The sequence below is a fragment of the Nostoc sp. PCC 7524 genome (assembly GCF_000316645.1).
Classification (GTDB): domain Bacteria; phylum Cyanobacteriota; class Cyanobacteriia; order Cyanobacteriales; family Nostocaceae; genus Trichormus.
Genome location: NC_019677.1, coordinates 1 through 15192, shown reverse-complemented (window position 1 = coordinate 15192; position 15192 = coordinate 1). Strand labels below are relative to the sequence as shown.

14 protein-coding genes, 21 tRNA genes and 1 CRISPR repeat array are annotated in these 15192 nt (G+C 42.8%); of the genes, 30 read left to right on the top strand and 5 right to left on the bottom strand.

The window, feature by feature from the left end:
• Positions 1 to 41 precede the first annotated feature (41 nt).
• The 4 genes from NOS7524_RS27285 (at position 42) to NOS7524_RS30345 (ending at position 4478) form a co-directional block, all read left to right on the top strand.
• Complete coding sequence (locus NOS7524_RS27285; protein WP_015116125.1) at positions 42 to 221, top strand: hypothetical protein; 180 nt, start codon at positions 42 to 44, stop codon at positions 219 to 221.
• Between the two features lie 16 nt (positions 222 to 237).
• Positions 238 to 585, top strand: a complete 348-nt coding sequence (locus tag NOS7524_RS27280; RefSeq protein WP_015116124.1) for a DUF6009 family protein — start codon at positions 238 to 240, stop codon at positions 583 to 585.
• A 77-nt stretch (positions 586 to 662) separates the two neighbouring features.
• Positions 663 to 1076 (top strand): alternative ribosome rescue aminoacyl-tRNA hydrolase ArfB, encoded by a 414-nt coding sequence (gene arfB, locus NOS7524_RS27275; RefSeq protein ID WP_015116123.1) that lies wholly within the window; start codon positions 663 to 665, stop codon positions 1074 to 1076.
• A gap of 417 nt (positions 1077 to 1493) precedes the next feature.
• Positions 1494 to 4122: direct repeats of the CRISPR family, unit length 37 nt; unit sequence ATTGCAATTAACCTTAATCCCTATTAGGGATTGAAAC.
• Between the two features lie 203 nt (positions 4123 to 4325).
• Entirely contained in the window at positions 4326 to 4478 is a 153-nt protein-coding gene (locus NOS7524_RS30345; RefSeq protein ID WP_171815426.1) for a hypothetical protein, read from the top strand.
• A gap of 19 nt (positions 4479 to 4497) precedes the next feature.
• Here the strand turns inward: NOS7524_RS30345 and NOS7524_RS27270 are convergent, their stop codons facing one another.
• On the bottom strand, positions 4498 to 4686 hold the full coding sequence (locus NOS7524_RS27270) for a hypothetical protein (protein WP_015116122.1): 189 nt from the start codon (positions 4684 to 4686) through the stop codon (positions 4498 to 4500).
• A gap of 61 nt (positions 4687 to 4747) precedes the next feature.
• Here NOS7524_RS27270 and NOS7524_RS31055 point away from each other — a divergent pair, with 61 nt between their 5' ends.
• Positions 4748 to 4882 (top strand): hypothetical protein, encoded by a 135-nt coding sequence (locus tag NOS7524_RS31055; protein WP_015116121.1) that lies wholly within the window; start codon positions 4748 to 4750, stop codon positions 4880 to 4882.
• 242 nt (positions 4883 to 5124) lie between these two features.
• Here the strand turns inward: NOS7524_RS31055 and NOS7524_RS27260 are convergent, their stop codons facing one another.
• The 3 genes from NOS7524_RS27260 to NOS7524_RS27250 form a co-directional block, all read right to left on the bottom strand.
• A complete protein-coding gene (locus NOS7524_RS27260; RefSeq protein ID WP_015116119.1) occupies positions 5125 to 5409 on the bottom strand; it encodes a hypothetical protein in 285 nt (94 codons plus the stop codon).
• A gap of 708 nt (positions 5410 to 6117) precedes the next feature.
• A complete protein-coding gene (locus NOS7524_RS27255) occupies positions 6118 to 6507 on the bottom strand; it encodes a hypothetical protein (RefSeq protein WP_015116117.1) in 390 nt (129 codons plus the stop codon).
• Positions 6504 to 6974 carry a hypothetical protein gene (locus NOS7524_RS27250; protein ID WP_015116116.1) on the bottom strand — a complete coding sequence of 157 codons (471 nt, stop codon included), beginning with the start codon at positions 6972 to 6974 and terminating at the stop codon, positions 6504 to 6506. Before NOS7524_RS27250 ends, NOS7524_RS27255 begins: the two co-directional genes overlap by 4 nt.
• 175 nt (positions 6975 to 7149) lie before the next feature.
• Between NOS7524_RS27250 and NOS7524_RS27245 the strand changes: the two genes are divergently transcribed.
• Complete coding sequence (locus NOS7524_RS27245; protein WP_015116115.1) at positions 7150 to 7473, top strand: hypothetical protein; 324 nt, start codon at positions 7150 to 7152, stop codon at positions 7471 to 7473.
• A 512-nt stretch (positions 7474 to 7985) separates the two neighbouring features.
• Positions 7986 to 8357 (top strand): hypothetical protein, encoded by a 372-nt coding sequence (locus tag NOS7524_RS27240; protein WP_015116114.1) that lies wholly within the window; start codon positions 7986 to 7988, stop codon positions 8355 to 8357.
• A 216-nt stretch (positions 8358 to 8573) separates the two neighbouring features.
• On the opposite strand, the gene NOS7524_RS27235 is transcribed toward NOS7524_RS27240, so the two are convergent.
• Positions 8574 to 10148: a GMC oxidoreductase gene (locus NOS7524_RS27235; protein WP_015116113.1), complete on the bottom strand. Its 1575-nt coding sequence runs from the start codon at positions 10146 to 10148 to the stop codon at positions 8574 to 8576.
• 533 nt (positions 10149 to 10681) lie between these two features.
• Between NOS7524_RS27235 and psb34 the strand changes: the two genes are divergently transcribed.
• The 23 genes from psb34 (at position 10682) to NOS7524_RS30315 (ending at position 14830) form a co-directional block, all read left to right on the top strand.
• Positions 10682 to 10852 carry a photosystem II assembly protein Psb34 gene (gene psb34 / locus NOS7524_RS29760; RefSeq protein WP_015116112.1) on the top strand — a complete coding sequence of 57 codons (171 nt, stop codon included), beginning with the start codon at positions 10682 to 10684 and terminating at the stop codon, positions 10850 to 10852.
• A 587-nt stretch (positions 10853 to 11439) separates the two neighbouring features.
• Positions 11440 to 11976, top strand: coding sequence for an HNH endonuclease (locus tag NOS7524_RS27220; RefSeq protein WP_015116111.1), 537 nt, complete (start codon positions 11440 to 11442; stop codon positions 11974 to 11976).
• Positions 11977 to 12178: 202 nt separating this feature from the next.
• Positions 12179 to 12252: transfer RNA gene (locus tag NOS7524_RS27215), tRNA-Asp, on the top strand.
• Positions 12253 to 12255: 3 nt separating this feature from the next.
• Positions 12256 to 12332: transfer RNA gene (locus tag NOS7524_RS30340), tRNA-Glu, on the top strand.
• A gap of 5 nt (positions 12333 to 12337) precedes the next feature.
• A tRNA-Ile gene (locus tag NOS7524_RS27210) sits at positions 12338 to 12412 on the top strand.
• A gap of 3 nt (positions 12413 to 12415) precedes the next feature.
• Positions 12416 to 12487, top strand: a tRNA-Trp gene (locus tag NOS7524_RS27205).
• 127 nt (positions 12488 to 12614) lie between these two features.
• A tRNA-Glu gene (locus NOS7524_RS30335) sits at positions 12615 to 12713 on the top strand.
• Positions 12714 to 13313: 600 nt separating this feature from the next.
• Positions 13314 to 13408 (top strand) — tRNA-Arg (locus NOS7524_RS30330).
• 6 nt (positions 13409 to 13414) lie between these two features.
• Positions 13415 to 13488, top strand: a tRNA-Phe gene (locus tag NOS7524_RS27200).
• A 9-nt stretch (positions 13489 to 13497) separates the two neighbouring features.
• A tRNA-Asn gene (locus tag NOS7524_RS27195) sits at positions 13498 to 13572 on the top strand.
• Between the two features lie 5 nt (positions 13573 to 13577).
• A tRNA-Gln gene (locus NOS7524_RS27190) sits at positions 13578 to 13654 on the top strand.
• Positions 13655 to 13659: 5 nt separating this feature from the next.
• Positions 13660 to 13735: transfer RNA gene (locus NOS7524_RS27185), tRNA-Gln, on the top strand.
• Between the two features lie 6 nt (positions 13736 to 13741).
• A tRNA-Leu gene (locus NOS7524_RS30325) sits at positions 13742 to 13845 on the top strand.
• Between the two features lies 1 nt (position 13846).
• Positions 13847 to 13923 (top strand) — tRNA-Pro (locus NOS7524_RS27180).
• Between the two features lie 3 nt (positions 13924 to 13926).
• A tRNA-Leu gene (locus NOS7524_RS27175) sits at positions 13927 to 14000 on the top strand.
• A 7-nt stretch (positions 14001 to 14007) separates the two neighbouring features.
• Positions 14008 to 14079, top strand: a tRNA-Lys gene (locus NOS7524_RS27170).
• Between the two features lie 4 nt (positions 14080 to 14083).
• Positions 14084 to 14156: transfer RNA gene (locus NOS7524_RS27165), tRNA-Lys, on the top strand.
• 4 nt (positions 14157 to 14160) lie between these two features.
• A tRNA-Leu gene (locus NOS7524_RS27160) sits at positions 14161 to 14234 on the top strand.
• 102 nt (positions 14235 to 14336) lie between these two features.
• Positions 14337 to 14410 (top strand) — tRNA-Thr (locus NOS7524_RS27155).
• A gap of 82 nt (positions 14411 to 14492) precedes the next feature.
• Positions 14493 to 14591, top strand: a tRNA-Val gene (locus NOS7524_RS30320).
• 6 nt (positions 14592 to 14597) lie between these two features.
• Positions 14598 to 14672 (top strand) — tRNA-Arg (locus NOS7524_RS27150).
• 3 nt (positions 14673 to 14675) lie between these two features.
• Positions 14676 to 14749, top strand: a tRNA-Ala gene (locus NOS7524_RS27145).
• A 6-nt stretch (positions 14750 to 14755) separates the two neighbouring features.
• Positions 14756 to 14830, top strand: a tRNA-His gene (locus tag NOS7524_RS30315).
• Positions 14831 to 15192 lie beyond the last annotated feature (362 nt).

Here is a 15192-nt window from a genome sequence, read left to right as displayed (position 1 = left end):
AAATATCATGATATAATTACCAAATTAATGAAAATGAAGCCATGCCCAGAAAAAAATTAGAGCGAAAAAAAGACTATATACAAATTGCGATAGAACCAGATGATAAGGCTGCTTTTGACACTTGGTGTCTGGCGAATGGTATCACAATGAGTGAAATTATTCGCAAGGAAATAGCCCCTTACATTGCCAAAGGTAAGAAGCTTTTGGAAGGACAAAGCTAATCTTTTAAATGAAAATATGATAGACGAAAAGATTGTTCAGTATGAGAAAAACATCGTTTGGCTGGTTGACCCAAATGATTACCGTTGGGTGCGAGAAGATATGGCAGATTTTTGTCAGACACAAGGAATTTCTAAATCTCACCAGATGCGAATTGAAAAAAGAAGAAAATTGATTGGTTATGCTGACCTAGAATACAACGCACCACCTAGTTATATTCTAGGAACTAAAAAACATTACTTTCGCAGAGTGTTTGTAGTGCGTGACGGTGATTATCAGGTTTATCAATATAGTCATCCCGCCGAAGGTGTAGACCCATTGAAAGTAAAACCCAAGGTTAAGGCAGCAGTTCTAAGAGGAAGTTAGATTTAGGGCTTGAGCAGCGAGACGCTCGTTGACTCGCTACCGCTACGCGATCACCCTAATAACGCTATATATAAGTTATGCTGCAAATCTCTAATAAAATTATTATCCCCGATAGCGAACTCGAAATTAGCGCGATTCGTTCTCAAGGAGCAGGGGGTCAAAACGTCAACAAGGTTTCTACTGCCATTCACTTACGCTTTAACATTGAGACTTCATCATTACCCACTTTCTACAAAGAACAGCTTTTGAAACTGAATGACCGACGCATTACCCAAGAGGGGGTTATTGTCATCAAGGCTCAAGAACATCGCAGCCAAGAGCAAAACCGTGAGGAAGCTTTAGAACGACTCAAAGAACTTATTAAAAGCGCAGTCGTACTTAAGAGAAAACGCAAACCCACCAAACCAACTCGCAGTTCTCAAAAAAAACGTCTTGACAGTAAAACTAAGCGAGGACAAATTAAGTCAATGAGAAGGCAGATAGTTGATTAAAGTATGATCCTCTTAAACCAAAAACCCAGCCGGGTTGACTGGGCTTTTGTTGGGGTTATATTCCCTCCTAGGTAATTTATAGAAGTTATTGATAAGTCGCTTTAGTAATAAGAACTACCACGCCTAGATTGCCAATTCCAGAAAATTAGAACCTTTGTTAGAGTTGAGATACACAATATTTTTTGGCTGAATGCGCGGATGGGTAGGTGTAGAAATTCTCTCTTTTGGACAAATGGCTGTATTCCTTGTAGGACGGTCTTTTGCAGAAAAATTAAATTAAAATCATCCGCGCACCTTACCCAGTCTAGGTTTCAAGAATTTCATGTAAATCGACTGACATTTTCGCGTGTTATAATCAACCCATCCGCGCAACTGAACCTTGAAAATCAAATACAGATTAGCTTTCAGCCTGCCGCGATTGCAATTAACCTTAATCCCTATTAGGGATTGAAACACGGCAGTGGTGATGCTGAGAGCAATCGCCGTGTATTGCAATTAACCTTAATCCCTATTAGGGATTGAAACTTTGTGGCTTTGGTTCTGGTTGTGCCTTTGGTGGTGCGATTGCAATTAACCTTAATCCCTATTAGGGATTGAAACATAGTGGGTTTGCAATATTTATAAACTCCCCTAATTGCAATTAACCTTAATCCCTATTAGGGATTGAAACTTGGGATGATGTAGACCGGATTTATTTGACTACCATTGCAATTAACCTTAATCCCTATTAGGGATTGAAACGGCATATGCGGCTAGTTCTGCATCGACTTGTTCTTGATTGCAATTAACCTTAATCCCTATTAGGGATTGAAACGCTGGAGATCCTAATGCGATCGCCCAGGCTGTACATTGCAATTAACCTTAATCCCTATTAGGGATTGAAACGAAAAATTCTGCGAAGAAGTAGCAAAAGTATTGCTTATTGCAATTAACCTTAATCCCTATTAGGGATTGAAACAGTATTCATATTTCTAATTGCTTCTATCCAAGTATATTGCAATTAACCTTAATCCCTATTAGGGATTGAAACAATTTATTTATAAAGATACTAGCTAGCTATCATAATTGCAATTAACCTTAATCCCTATTAGGGATTGAAACTATAACCTATTAAATGTAGGGTTTTTCTACTGCTTTCGATTGCAATTAACCTTAATCCCTATTAGGGATTGAAACCGAATGCTATAGTGAGTATACACCTTACTTTGGTAGATTGCAATTAACCTTAATCCCTATTAGGGATTGAAACAAAGCTACCCTTTGCGCCGTTTTCCCCTGCTTTATTGCAATTAACCTTAATCCCTATTAGGGATTGAAACTGTGGTGGGTAGTGGAAACTGAACTACCTAGTTTTATTGCAATTAACCTTAATCCCTATTAGGGATTGAAACAGCTTATGCTTTGCAGATTATCAACCATGATTTATTGCAATTAACCTTAATCCCTATTAGGGATTGAAACTTTATAGAGGCATCGTACTTTATCAATATCGTTATTGCAATTAACCTTAATCCCTATTAGGGATTGAAACTGGCAAGACTGAACGGTACTCAAGAGGATGAAGTCTAATTGCAATTAACCTTAATCCCTATTAGGGATTGAAACCAAGCTGATCGGCAACCCCAAAGATGGCTATAGCGGGATTGCAATTAACCTTAATCCCTATTAGGGATTGAAACCAAGAGAAAGATATTCTTGATGGACACCTTATTGGTATTGCAATTAACCTTAATCCCTATTAGGGATTGAAACGACCTTGCTACTGGCGATCGCTACTGGGAGAATGTAATTGCAATTAACCTTAATCCCTATTAGGGATTGAAACTTAATGCTAGCTCTAGCCGCTACAGTTGCCCCCATATTGCAATTAACCTTAATCCCTATTAGGGATTGAAACAGGGCTGCTTTTATCGATGCCTTGAGCCTTGACTGATTGCAATTAACCTTAATCCCTATTAGGGATTGAAACGACATACTAGGTTAACCATGTGATAATACTTAAGGGGGAATTGCAATTAACCTTAATCCCTATTAGGGATTGAAACCAAACTAATAAGCTTGATGAGAACGATGAAAAATTGCAATTAACCTTAATCCCTATTAGGGATTGAAACATATTGTGACACGTATGATTCTTCATCGCTGCCAAATTGCAATTAACCTTAATCCCTATTAGGGATTGAAACGAGAGATTGTTTTAAAGCATGAAGAAACTCACGAGATTGCAATTAACCTTAATCCCTATTAGGGATTGAAACAGCTCAAGGGCAAATCACCTGGAATGAGCTTAATTGCAATTAACCTTAATCCCTATTAGGGATTGAAACGACTTACAGAGGGCAGAAATACTTGCTGATACTGATTGCAATTAACCTTAATCCCTATTAGGGATTGAAACGTGGTGCATAATCCCACCGGGCATCACAGTTATGGAATTGCAATTAACCTTAATCCCTATTAGGGATTGAAACAACAAGTCGGCGTGCGCTGCAAGTAATCTCTCCTCAATTGCAATTAACCTTAATCCCTATTAGGGATTGAAACCCTATCAGCAAGCAATTGGGCTAGGTGCGCGAGCATTGCAATTAACCTTAATCCCTATTAGGGATTGAAACGACTTACAGAGGGCAGAAATACTTGCTGATACTGATTGCAATTAACCTTAATCCCTATTAGGGATTGAAACCAAGAGTACAAGTTTCATACTTAACCTCTAATTATTGCAATTAACCTTAATCCCTATTAGGGATTGAAACGTCAAACAACAGATGATTGCTGCATACACTGAGGATTGCAATTAACCTTAATCCCTATTAGGGATTGAAACAATATCATCTGATCAGCTTGAGACTGAGTTTGTCATTGCAATTAACCTTAATCCCTATTAGGGATTGAAACATAGCCAGGATCTCGGTATGCACTATATTCGCCTTCTATTGCAATTAACCTTAATCCCTATTAGGGATTGAAACGTAACTATCCGTGAACCACGCAGAATCAGCGCATAACATTGCAATTAACCTTAATCCCTATTAGGGATTGAAACTTTACTCGCATAGACATAACACAAAGGTATAGACGAATTGCAATTAACCTTAATCCCTATTAGAGCGATCGCGCTTCGTGTGTTTATCCTGATAAGTGCGATCGCGCTAAAAAACGGATAGTGCATCAAACATCTTGACTGTCGTATGTAGTGAGTGAGGGAATTAAACCCCAAAACATACACTCAATACCATTCACGAAAAAATGAAGAACAGCAAAAAAAACATCAACAATCAAGAGTCCAGACTGTCTCAATTGAGTCCAGAGTCCAAACTTCTCCCAGCAGAATTGGCAATAATTGCAGCAGGGACTGAGGTCAAACCACCCACAACGGTGATTATTCGGAGTCGTTTGTGACAAGGGTGAGCGCACCCCCTCAGCTTCCCTTACCTATCCACTCACGCCCCATCTTTTCTGCGGCTTCAGGCGTATAGTAAAGTTTGCGCTCACCAAACACTGCACCACTGGGACTAATCAACCGGAACTGCCAACAATTGGCCTGTGAATATACCAACAGAGTAGCGTGGTGAATGCCAACAATTAAATGAATTTTGGTGGTTGTCATTAGTGGCAGGTCAAAATCTACTCCTGTTTTATCAAACTATTTTCTTAGAGGATAAAGGGCGATGCCTGCGGCGGGTTGCGCCTACGCTTTTTCCTCTAAGAAATTGCAGATACCTAGTGGTGCGATGCCTACGGCGGGCTACGCCTACGCATTCTTAGAGGAAAATTTAGGAGTAAGGGCGATCGCTAATCATTGACTAAAAAGTGATTATCATCTTTACAAAAAATCAATTCGCATCCAAACTCAACCACATACACCTTTGTTAATTGATACTTTTCTGACCTTTCAGTGAATAAGCAGGTAACTGTCTTTACCTCTTCTCTACCCGAATTACAGTATTTAAATGTCCCAGTAATAGTTCTGGATTTAGTGGGTTTATTGTCACCTGGAAACATGAATTATTCCTATATTCTTAGAGGAAATTGTAAGGCGATATTGCTAAATAGTTTCTCTTGTCTTCATTATATAAAATGGATGAATTAAAACTACCATCCAATCAGTATCAGGGACATTTTCAAGCTCTTTGTAAAATCTAATATCACCAGCATCAGTCCAGTGTTCTACCACTTCTAAATTAGAGTGATAGAAAGCGTTAGCTACTTCACCTATGCTGAGTTGATTATTGGTAATGTATACCCAAGCGTGAATTTGATTTATGTAAGGATATAAAGTGCGAAAATCAGCCGCATCTGCCAAGGCTTCCAAATCAGTAATCGTTGTCATATTTCATCATCTGTTAAATAGTCCTTGAAGAAGGCAGAAGGCAGGAGGCAGAGGGCAGAAGGTTCTTTTCAGGGGGATTCAAACCCCTCCTGAAAAGGAGCCACCAAATTTTCAATTTGGTGGGGGTCTTAAACCCTTGCTCCCGACCGTCGCACAGATGGTTCGGGCAATCAGGGAAGGGATAAATTCCTTCTGCCTAGCCTTGCGGCAACGCTTCCGCGAACTGCCCTCTGCCCTCTGCCTTTCTTGATAATACAAACTTTAATTTTATTACGGCAATACAGAAATTTTGATGATTCAAGTGTGTTCATTTATTTGGATACTCAATAGTGTTATCGTTCAGGTAAATATATAAATAGATATTTGGGATTACTACTAAACCCAGAAAATACATAACTATAGCAGAAATAAATAATATATTTACAAATAATTCATCATTAATCTTAAATTGAAACTTCATAATCTCATTTTTAGCTGTACATTTATAGTTCCCCAAAAATCCTTGATTTTACCAATTAAAAGCATATATCCTCAACTCAAACTAACTGTTTTTCTTAGAGGAAAAAGGCGATCCAGTTGTCATGACTGCGTTGGCAATTTCATAGACAAGGTATCGCCTGATTAATTTCTCTGCTCACTGTACTTTGGGGAGTGCGTTCACTAGGGCATCTCCCAATATTCATCATTCCAGTGAATGGATTTTAAATATTATTCACTATCTATAACCCAAGGTTGATTTTGCTGGATCAACTGGTTAATCGCTGCTGGTTTTACCGGACTGTAATAGCAGTAGATGACAGCATTATGAACTGGTGTAGTTTCGCATGACGGCATATTCCCATTACCAACTAAAACCATCTTTTGCGGTACAAACACCTCATAACTAACCAGCTTCCATTCATGTTCGGGGTTGTTTTCGTAACCAGCAGTCCAGACGATAGATTCAATCTCAGTAATTGCCTCATCTACTCCACTACAAACCTCCATTCCCCCCGTAAGTTCATATCCTGGTGCATTGAAGCTAGGAAAAGTCTGGATGGATGTTAAAAGTGTGTCGCCTCTTAACTCGTTGAACTGTTCTAATTCTTGTAGGTTCATCTGTTATCTCCAAAAATTGTTTGTTCTCCAGGGAAAATACACCAGTATCCACCACCAACTGCAAGGTGACTTCTTTTGAGTTTTTTACCTATCTTTTTACCAATTTTGTAGCAGTCGGTAATAGTATTAGCCCAGTGAGCATCCCCTAGTTTTGCTGCTTCTATCCCAGAAATCGCTCTACTCTGCAAAGGCTTGGCTGTACCAACCAATCTTTCGGAATTGTTGATTTGTCCATTGGCATCGGCTGCATAATACTTCCCGTTCCTGGTGGATTGCCAGATATAGTAAACAGTGCCACCTACAATAGCAACCCCAACTAACACACATCCTACCCCAGCCGTACCAGCACAAAAAGCGGCGGGTGCAAGTACCGCAGGATTCGCATTCACTGGGCGCACTGGTAAAGCAGTCCCAGCGAGAACAAGGCTTGTTCCTATGGCAATAATTTTTGATTTGAATTTCAGCATATTTTCATGGCTTTGGTCGCCAACTCAAGCACCTTTTTATGTACTTCTGCATCCTATCAAGATTGGGCGTACTTGTACCAAATTTGGGTCAATATTGGGATAGAATATTTGAGTCATCCTTTTTTGTGCCAATTCTGGGGCAGATTTGGAAAAATAGAAGCACTTAGGTAGCAATATGAATGCAGTAGGTTTGCCCAGAAAGGATGAAATGCCCAGAAAAGATGAAAGGTTAGCAATTCCCGCACTAGGCGAGTATGACAATGATTTACTCACTGTGGATGCGTGGCTCAACAACCGCTCTAAAGTTGTGCAGGCACAGTCTCTTTTATGTGTCCAACTTCAAGAACGGGACAAATTGATTAAAGAGCGGGTTGAGTACCTAGCTAAAAAGCGGGGTATCACCTTTGATGAGATGTGGGAGCAAATTCTTAATGGCACTGCTCAAAAAATGACCCCTGGTGAGGAAGGACTAGAGTATAAATCAGGGGATGAGGGCTAGTTTATATAAGACGAAAAGTTTACAACAGATTGATGTGCGGTGGTAAACTACGCGGCTGCACTTAACTAACAATTTTTCAAAAGAGGAAAAAGGCGATCGCCTACGCTCTGGTTGTGGGGGGCGATCGCTCAGGCTCTTAACTGCAATTTCTTAGAGGAAAAAGGCGATCGCTTGGTGGGTGGGGTGCGATCATATTGATGCAGTTGAGAAGAAAATTTCTTAGAGGAAAAATGAGGATATAAACGATAAATCAAATTATTTGGAAGGTGTTTATTGTGTGTAAATAATACTTCTGCTGTGACTAAAACAATTGTTAATTCGCTGCTTTTCGCTGCTTTTCGTCATTAAAATGCGCCACCATCTAATTTAATTATTTGTATGACATTTTTCTTCAAAAAGCTGCTTCTTAAACCCTGCTTTAATAAATGATTATCTTCAGATAATATCAGTGCATTAGCTAGTGAATAACGAAATCTCTGTATTAGTTTTTCGATTTTTGTGAGGTCAAGAAAATGAATAAGTTCACTTGTGCGGTGGTGGTTGGGACAGTATTGTCGATTAGTGCGCCAGCATTGGCTGAAAGTCGTGCCGTTAATATCAGTATTGGCAGTATTGGCGGTTCTCTAGATAATGCCGCTTTGCGAACAGCTCGCCAAGTAATCGGGTTTGCGGTCGGCACTGGCACTGTCGATAAATTTATTGTCTATAGTCCCAGGAATGGCTCTCCTATTCCCATCGAAGGAGGTTTATCTGCTTGTGCTGAAGCTGGCTTTGGCATCAGTGATGCCAGATTTAAAGCGTTTATCCAGCAGTTGCGTTCTATTACACCCCGTTCAGGAACTTTCTTTAATTTAGAACTGACCGCCAGTTGTAGACTCAACTAAGGTAGAACTAGCCTTTTCAAGGTGGTGAAATTCTTGCTCACCTCTATTAACATGGGCGTTTAAATGAGTATCACCACCTCCTGTAAGTAACTTGGCTTAACTGTTATTCCCAACAATAGAGTTCCACAAAAAAATTTGTGAGGGTTAAGGGCATAAAACAGGCGATCTCCTACACTCTAGTAGTGGGGGCGATCGCTATAGGGTTGAATCCCCAAGTTATATTTTTCTACGTCTAGGAATCCGGTTGAGAAATTGATCCATACTCCGTTCTGCCAAAGCAGCAATAGTCAGCGAGGGATTTGAGCAGGCTGTTGAACCAGGAATCAGCGCACCATCAACCACAAACAAATTAGGATAACCAAACACCTGCCCATGAGTATTGCATACTTGCCCAATTGTTGCACCGCCAAGTGGGTGTGCTGTAAAACTGTAGTCAGGCGGTGCAGCAAGACTTGTACCATTGGCTTGGTTGAGCCGTTGATAAGTATACAAGAGAGCCTGAGCATTTCTTTGACTATCGGCTGAGTTGTTAGGCCAGAACAAATCTGCTAACTTAGTAGCTGTATTGTAGGTAAGATAGCCCTCCGGTTTGGAAATTCCCTGACCAAGAACAGGAAGAATACCTTGTGGTACAAAAGGAAGTCCGTGAAATGCTTCAAGTATCACTGGGGCAATAGGGTTGTCGAGATGCTCAACTGCGATTACACCCGGATTCCCTGGTGTTGGATTCGTTTCGCCAGCATTAATCATTAAAGTAGTTGAATCGGAATTTGTTCCCCAAAACTTTCCTACCTGATTATTTAGTCGGCGCAAAGTACGATTGGTTTTAGCACGCAGCAATAGTTCAGTAGTGCCAATCGAACCTGCCGCCAAAAATAGATAGCGACAAACAAAGGATTTTTGGACAAGCACTTCTCCTTGCTCATTAATTTGATTGCAAACAACCCGGTAACGCCCACGATCTGATTCTCCAATCATAGTGACTACGTGTAACGGTCGAATTTCAATGTTACCAGTCGCCTCTGCCATACTGAGGTAGTTGCGATCTAAGCTGTTTTTCGCCCCACTATTTGTACCGTAATAAACTTGACCATTAATAATGGAAGCAACCTTTTTACCTGCTATTTCCTGACGAACAATATCCCAATCAATGGCTGCGTCAATCTTGCGTGTATTCAAACCAGCCTTACGGGCTTGCTCCATGAGGATGCGGCTTGCTAAGTAGTATTCAGTTTGAAGAATATCGTCTGGGATGGGGGATGCTTTGAGGATGGAACGCACCCGTGGGTAATAAATCCGATCCAGTCTGGTGTAGTTAATAGTGCGTGGAAAAACTTTATAGAATAGTTCTTCCGTCGGTTGATAAGTGATAGCACCGTAGACAAGCGAACCACCCCCAACACCTGCACCACGGTATACATTGATACCATTACCTCTTTTGACATCAAGAACGCCAGTATATACATCAATGGGGATTTCTGGAACTGGTGGAGGTAAAACCGTAGTGGGACTGAGCCATGCAGCACGACCATCTGGGTTATCTGTTGTAGAGAAAGTATCACCTGAATCAGTAATTTGCCATCGTCGTCCCCGTTCCAATACGATTGTTTCAATTCCAGCCTGACCAAGACGCAATGATGCAACTGCACCGCCAAAACCACTACCAATGACTATCGCCTCAACATACTCGTCAACACCACCAGCAGAGGTGCGAATAGTGGATACACCTATGCTGGCCGCCGCCGCCGCCGATGCCTGAAGAAATCGACGACGATTTAGCATTTGGGACATACTTTATCTCCTATTTTTCGCTTGGCATATTTGCGAGGTTGTAAATCGTAGGTAGTTAGTCAGTGACTTAACAGTTTTTGGTATTTGCAGCTAGAAATTCTTTAATTCGGGCAATTTTAATCGATTTACAACAATCATTGATATGAGTATCAGATTTAATAGCCAGTAATCAACAATGCTTATTTCAGTAAAAATATGGAAATGTTTTGTTAAAGAAAAGGTTAAATTTTGACAGGTTTTCATTGCAAGTATCTATGGCACTTCCTCTAAGGATAAGTGGCTCTCTAGCTGGGAACTGGCGATACCTACGGACACCCAACTACGCTCCTGCGTGAATGATGCAATAGCACTCGCGCCCCTGGTAGGCGATCGCCTTCAAGAAGCGGAGCATCGTCGCTGTTTTCCTCTAAGAAAATTCCCCAGATAAGTAGTTCTGATTACAGTCATCCACTATTATTTGTCAAGTCATATTGACTTTTTGTAACAATATTGTTAAATTAGTTTACATAAAGTAACAAATACAGGAAAACATTATGTACACCACCATTAATGAAGCAGGCGTTTTAAATAACTACGCAACTGAACCCCAGATGTACTATGCACAGTACCCCAACCAAGAGCAGCAAAATCGTTACAAGTTTCAAGGTGCAGTTGCTACCCTACTCGTCACTGCTCTAGTTTTGGTTGCTTTTGGCGTTAGCTAATATTTGTAGATTTCGGTATCGGTATCACTCATCGTCATTTGGACTTCTCCCCTTTACCTCGGTTAGTTTCGCCGGGGTTTTTTGCTGGGATTGAGACGAGCGATCACCTGGGCGTGGGCGGAACGCCATCGCTCAGGCTCTTAACTGCAATTTCTTAGAGGAAAAAAGGCGATCCGGTCTTTGTGGCTGCGATCGCTCGTTAGACTTTCCCCCACATCTGTGCAGTAGACAAACACATACTACACCTGTATTATTGAAATTAGTCTTAATTACAAATACTACAAACATTCAATGACCACCAGATTCTCTTCAAGCATGAGTAGCGCAGCGCATTGCCAACCCAACAAGGGTTTAGGCAGAGTAATTGCGCTATTTGCGTTTGAGGGAATTTATCTGTTCATTGGCGATAAATCTATAAACATTGGCTTTTTTGGAGCGTTAGCCTGTTGGCTGAATCCAGAGCAACTGAAGCAAAGCGGGAGGTGCAAATGTCTCATAGCACCGATATAGGGCAAAAAGTATCAACTACCTGACCCCCGCTTCTTTTCACCAGAGGCGGGGGTTATTTTTTAGGAGTGAATTAACTGATGGAAGCTCAACCACCTTTTCAGCAATCCCATATACTACAAAATTCAGTTGTAGTCTTCTCTAAGAACTACCTACCACTAGCACGCATCAACATTAAACGCGCAATCGTGCTGTTAGTTACAGGTCAAGCAGAATCGTTGAATTTTGGTACTACAAAACAGTGGGAAGTTCGTTCTCCTAGTGTCGTACTACAAGTACCTGAACACATTCGCTTAACCGTTGGCAATCCTGAACGGCATTGGAAAGTCCCGCCAGTAAACCGTCGTGAGGTTTTGAGGCGAGACAACCACACCTGCCAATACTGCGGTAGCACCAAGCATTTAACGCTTGACCACGTAATCCCCCGCTCCAAAGGTGGACAGCATACCTGGGACAACGTTGTCACAGCGTGTGAGAAGTGTAACTCAACCAAGAGCGATCGCTTGCCGCATGAAACTGGAATGGTATTGAAAACCAAGCCCAAAGCCCCAATTCACCCAGCAGTAGCATTTGCCGAACAGTTCTGGAACTCACAACGCCTAACTGAAGCTGAGTAATTTACTCAAACCTAGCCAGAGAGGGCAATACGACGATTACACAACACTGCCCTCTCATTTCTGAAAAAAAGTTTGTAGTACGCCCTTGACACCTTTGTAGCATTTGTGTAGTATAAATGTAGTGAAGCAATCAAGCCTCCCAAAAAGGCACAGAGCAAGCACTATCAGAACCATGAAAACTAAATAAATTGCCACCCAACGTGGGGGTGTAACTCAGTGGTTAAGAGTGCCTGTCTGTCGAACAGGAAGTCGTGGGTTCAAATCCCATCATCCCCGTGTAGCCTTGTGGACAAAAAGATAAGTCGCTGTGCCTCTCAAGCACGGAGAAGCGGGTGCAACTCCCGTCGAGGCTTCCAAACATTGCAGTGTAGCTTAACGGCAAAGCCCCAAGCTCATAACTTGGTAAATGTGGGTTCAACTCCCACCACTGCGACCAAATGCAGGGATGGTGTAATTGGCAACACTACAGTCTCCAAAACTGTTGTTCTGGGTTCAAATCCTTGTCTCTGCGTTGCCGTGTCCTAACCGAAAAAGCTTACATACTCGCCTAATGGTAAGGCAACTGTCTCTAAAACAGTCTATGCAGGTTCAATTCCTGTGTGTGAATCAACAGCTTTTTCTACTTACACGGCATACATGGTGCAGAAGCGAAGTGGCCGAGCGGCAAGTCTTTCAAGCTTGTAATTAGCGGGTACCCTCCGGGATGCCTACGGCTACGAGTCCCGTCTGCACTACCAAATTTATGGGTCGGCTCACCAAAAGAGTGTAGGTAACGGTCTGTAAAACCGCCGCGTTCAGTATTGCTGGTACCCTACCCTTCGGGAACGCTCCGCGAACGGGAAGCAAGCTACAATTCCAGCCCGACCCATTACGGAGAGATTGCTATTGGCAGGGCAAGCTGTTTGCTAAACGGGGAGAAAGTAGCGAAGCTGCTATCAGCCGCCATGCAACGGCTGAAAACGCTACCCAGAGAGAGTTTCAGAAAAATTTTTCACCTTTTACCCTAAAATGAGACTTTGACCCATTGGATGCACACTTAAAGGTGTACCATTTAAACCTCACTGATTTTTACAGCCTGAAACCCGCATGGCTACGTTACTAAATGCCGTACCAAATAGCCTAAGCTTCAATTGGCACAGCCAAAACAAGCTTTTTTGGCGATTTTCGGGTTAGAGAGCAATTTTATTTCTGTAATCCTTTTGTAGCAAAGCTTTCAGACTTTACGTGGCGGCTGATAGCAGCTTCGCTACTTTTACGCCTAAACAGTCGTGGATGTAAGTCCACTGTGGGTACTGCTTCGCAGAAGCAAGCTACAACTCCCTCTCTCTCCGCCTTATGAGAACGTGGTGTAACTGGATAACACATCGGTCTACGAAACCGTTCGCGTAGCGTGGCGTAGCCAAAAGTGAAGGTTCAAGTCCTTCCGTTCTCGCCTTATCCCCTGGTAGCTCAGTTGGTAGTAGCGTCTGTTTGAAAAACAGAAGGTCGTCAGTTCAATTCTGACCTGGGGGGCTGGCACATTGCCCTATAGCTCAATGGCAGAGCAAGCGGCTGTTAACCGCGAGGCTGTAGGTTCAAGTCCTACTGGGGCAGCCATTTATTGCCGAGTGGACGACTGGGAAAGTCGCTGTGACTCTGAATCACGGAGATGTTGGTTCGACCCCAACCTCGGCAGCCATTTATTGCCCTGTGGTGTAACTGGCAACATCCCTACCTTTGAAGTAGAAGATTCCAGGTTCAAATCCTGGCAGGGCAGCCAAATTATACTCCTGTAGCCCAATTGGAAGAGGCGGCTGTCTCAAAAACAGTCTGTGTACGGGTATCCTTCGGGAAGCCGCTCCGCGTCTACAAATCCCGTCAGGAGTACCAACGGGGTGTGGCGCAACTTGGTAGCGCGGCAGCTTTGGGATCTGAAGGTTGCGGGTTCAAATCCTGCCACTCCGACCATTTGCCCTTGTGACGAAACTGGCAAACGTGCTGGTCTTAGAAACCAGATTTTGTGGGTTCAAATCCCACCAAGGGTACTGACTTGGGTCGTTGGCAGAGCGGATATGCAGCCGCCTTTTAAGCGGACTTATCCAGGTTCAACCCCTGGGCGACCCACCTTGGGCTGTTAGCTCAGTTGGCAGAGCAGCTGCCTCTTAAGCAGAAGCGCATAGGTTCAAGCCCTATACAGCCCACCTTGCCCCTGTGATGCAATTGGTAGACATGACCTGCTTAAAACGGGTTTTCTACAGGTTCAAATCCTGTCAGGGGTACTCGCGGAGATGGAGCTATGGTGCGCTCTGAGGTCTCATAAGCCTTCACGTAGTGGGTACCCTTCGGGAAGCAAGCTACAAATCCCACCTCCGCTATCAAATGCTGGTGTAGCTCAATGCGGCAGAGCAACTGACTTGTAATCAGTAGGTTGTAGGTTCAACTCCTGTCACCAGCTTCAATGCGGGTGTGATGTAATGGCTAGCATCTGAGTGCGCCACACTCAGCGTATGGGTTCAAATCCCATCACTCGCTCTCGTAGCCCTGTAACTCAGTTGGGAGAGTGCCTCTCTTACAAAGAGGAAGTCGCGGGTACCCTTCGGGAACGCTTGCGCGAACAATTCCTGCTGGGGCTACCAACTTATGGGAGTGTCGCCTAATGGATGGGCATCGATCTTCTAAATCGAGCGATGTAGGTTCGAGTCCTACCACTCCTGCCACATGGGTCTGTAGCTTAATTGGGAAAGCGTCTGCCTTGCAAGCAGAAAGATGTCGGTTCAAATCCGACCAGTATCCACTTATGGTGTCTGAAGTCGAAGTGGTCGAGACGCTAGCCTGTGAAGTTAGTCGATAGCGGGTTCAAGCCCCGTCAGACACCCCTTTAAGGAAGATGCCGCTAAATGGTCGGCAACCGGTTTTGAAAACCGGGGTGGGGTAAAACCCAGGGGTTCGATTCCTCCATCTTCCGCCTTCCACCAGAGGCTAAAAAGTGAAGCACCGTGCTGATAACGCGGCAACAGGAGGGGCAGTACCTCCCTGGTGGATTAACTTTTCCATAAATTCAATGCCAACAAGAGTTTCCAAGAAAATGGCTGAATGTGAGCGTTCGCCTTTCTTTGAGTTTTCTGACCCAAAAGCGTTATAGTCTTAATTTGTGAAAAATGTACTCTCCCCAGTTGTATAACCGTTAATCCAAAGCTACAATCTGCCGTATTAGAGGCATTTTTAATTACAACTGAA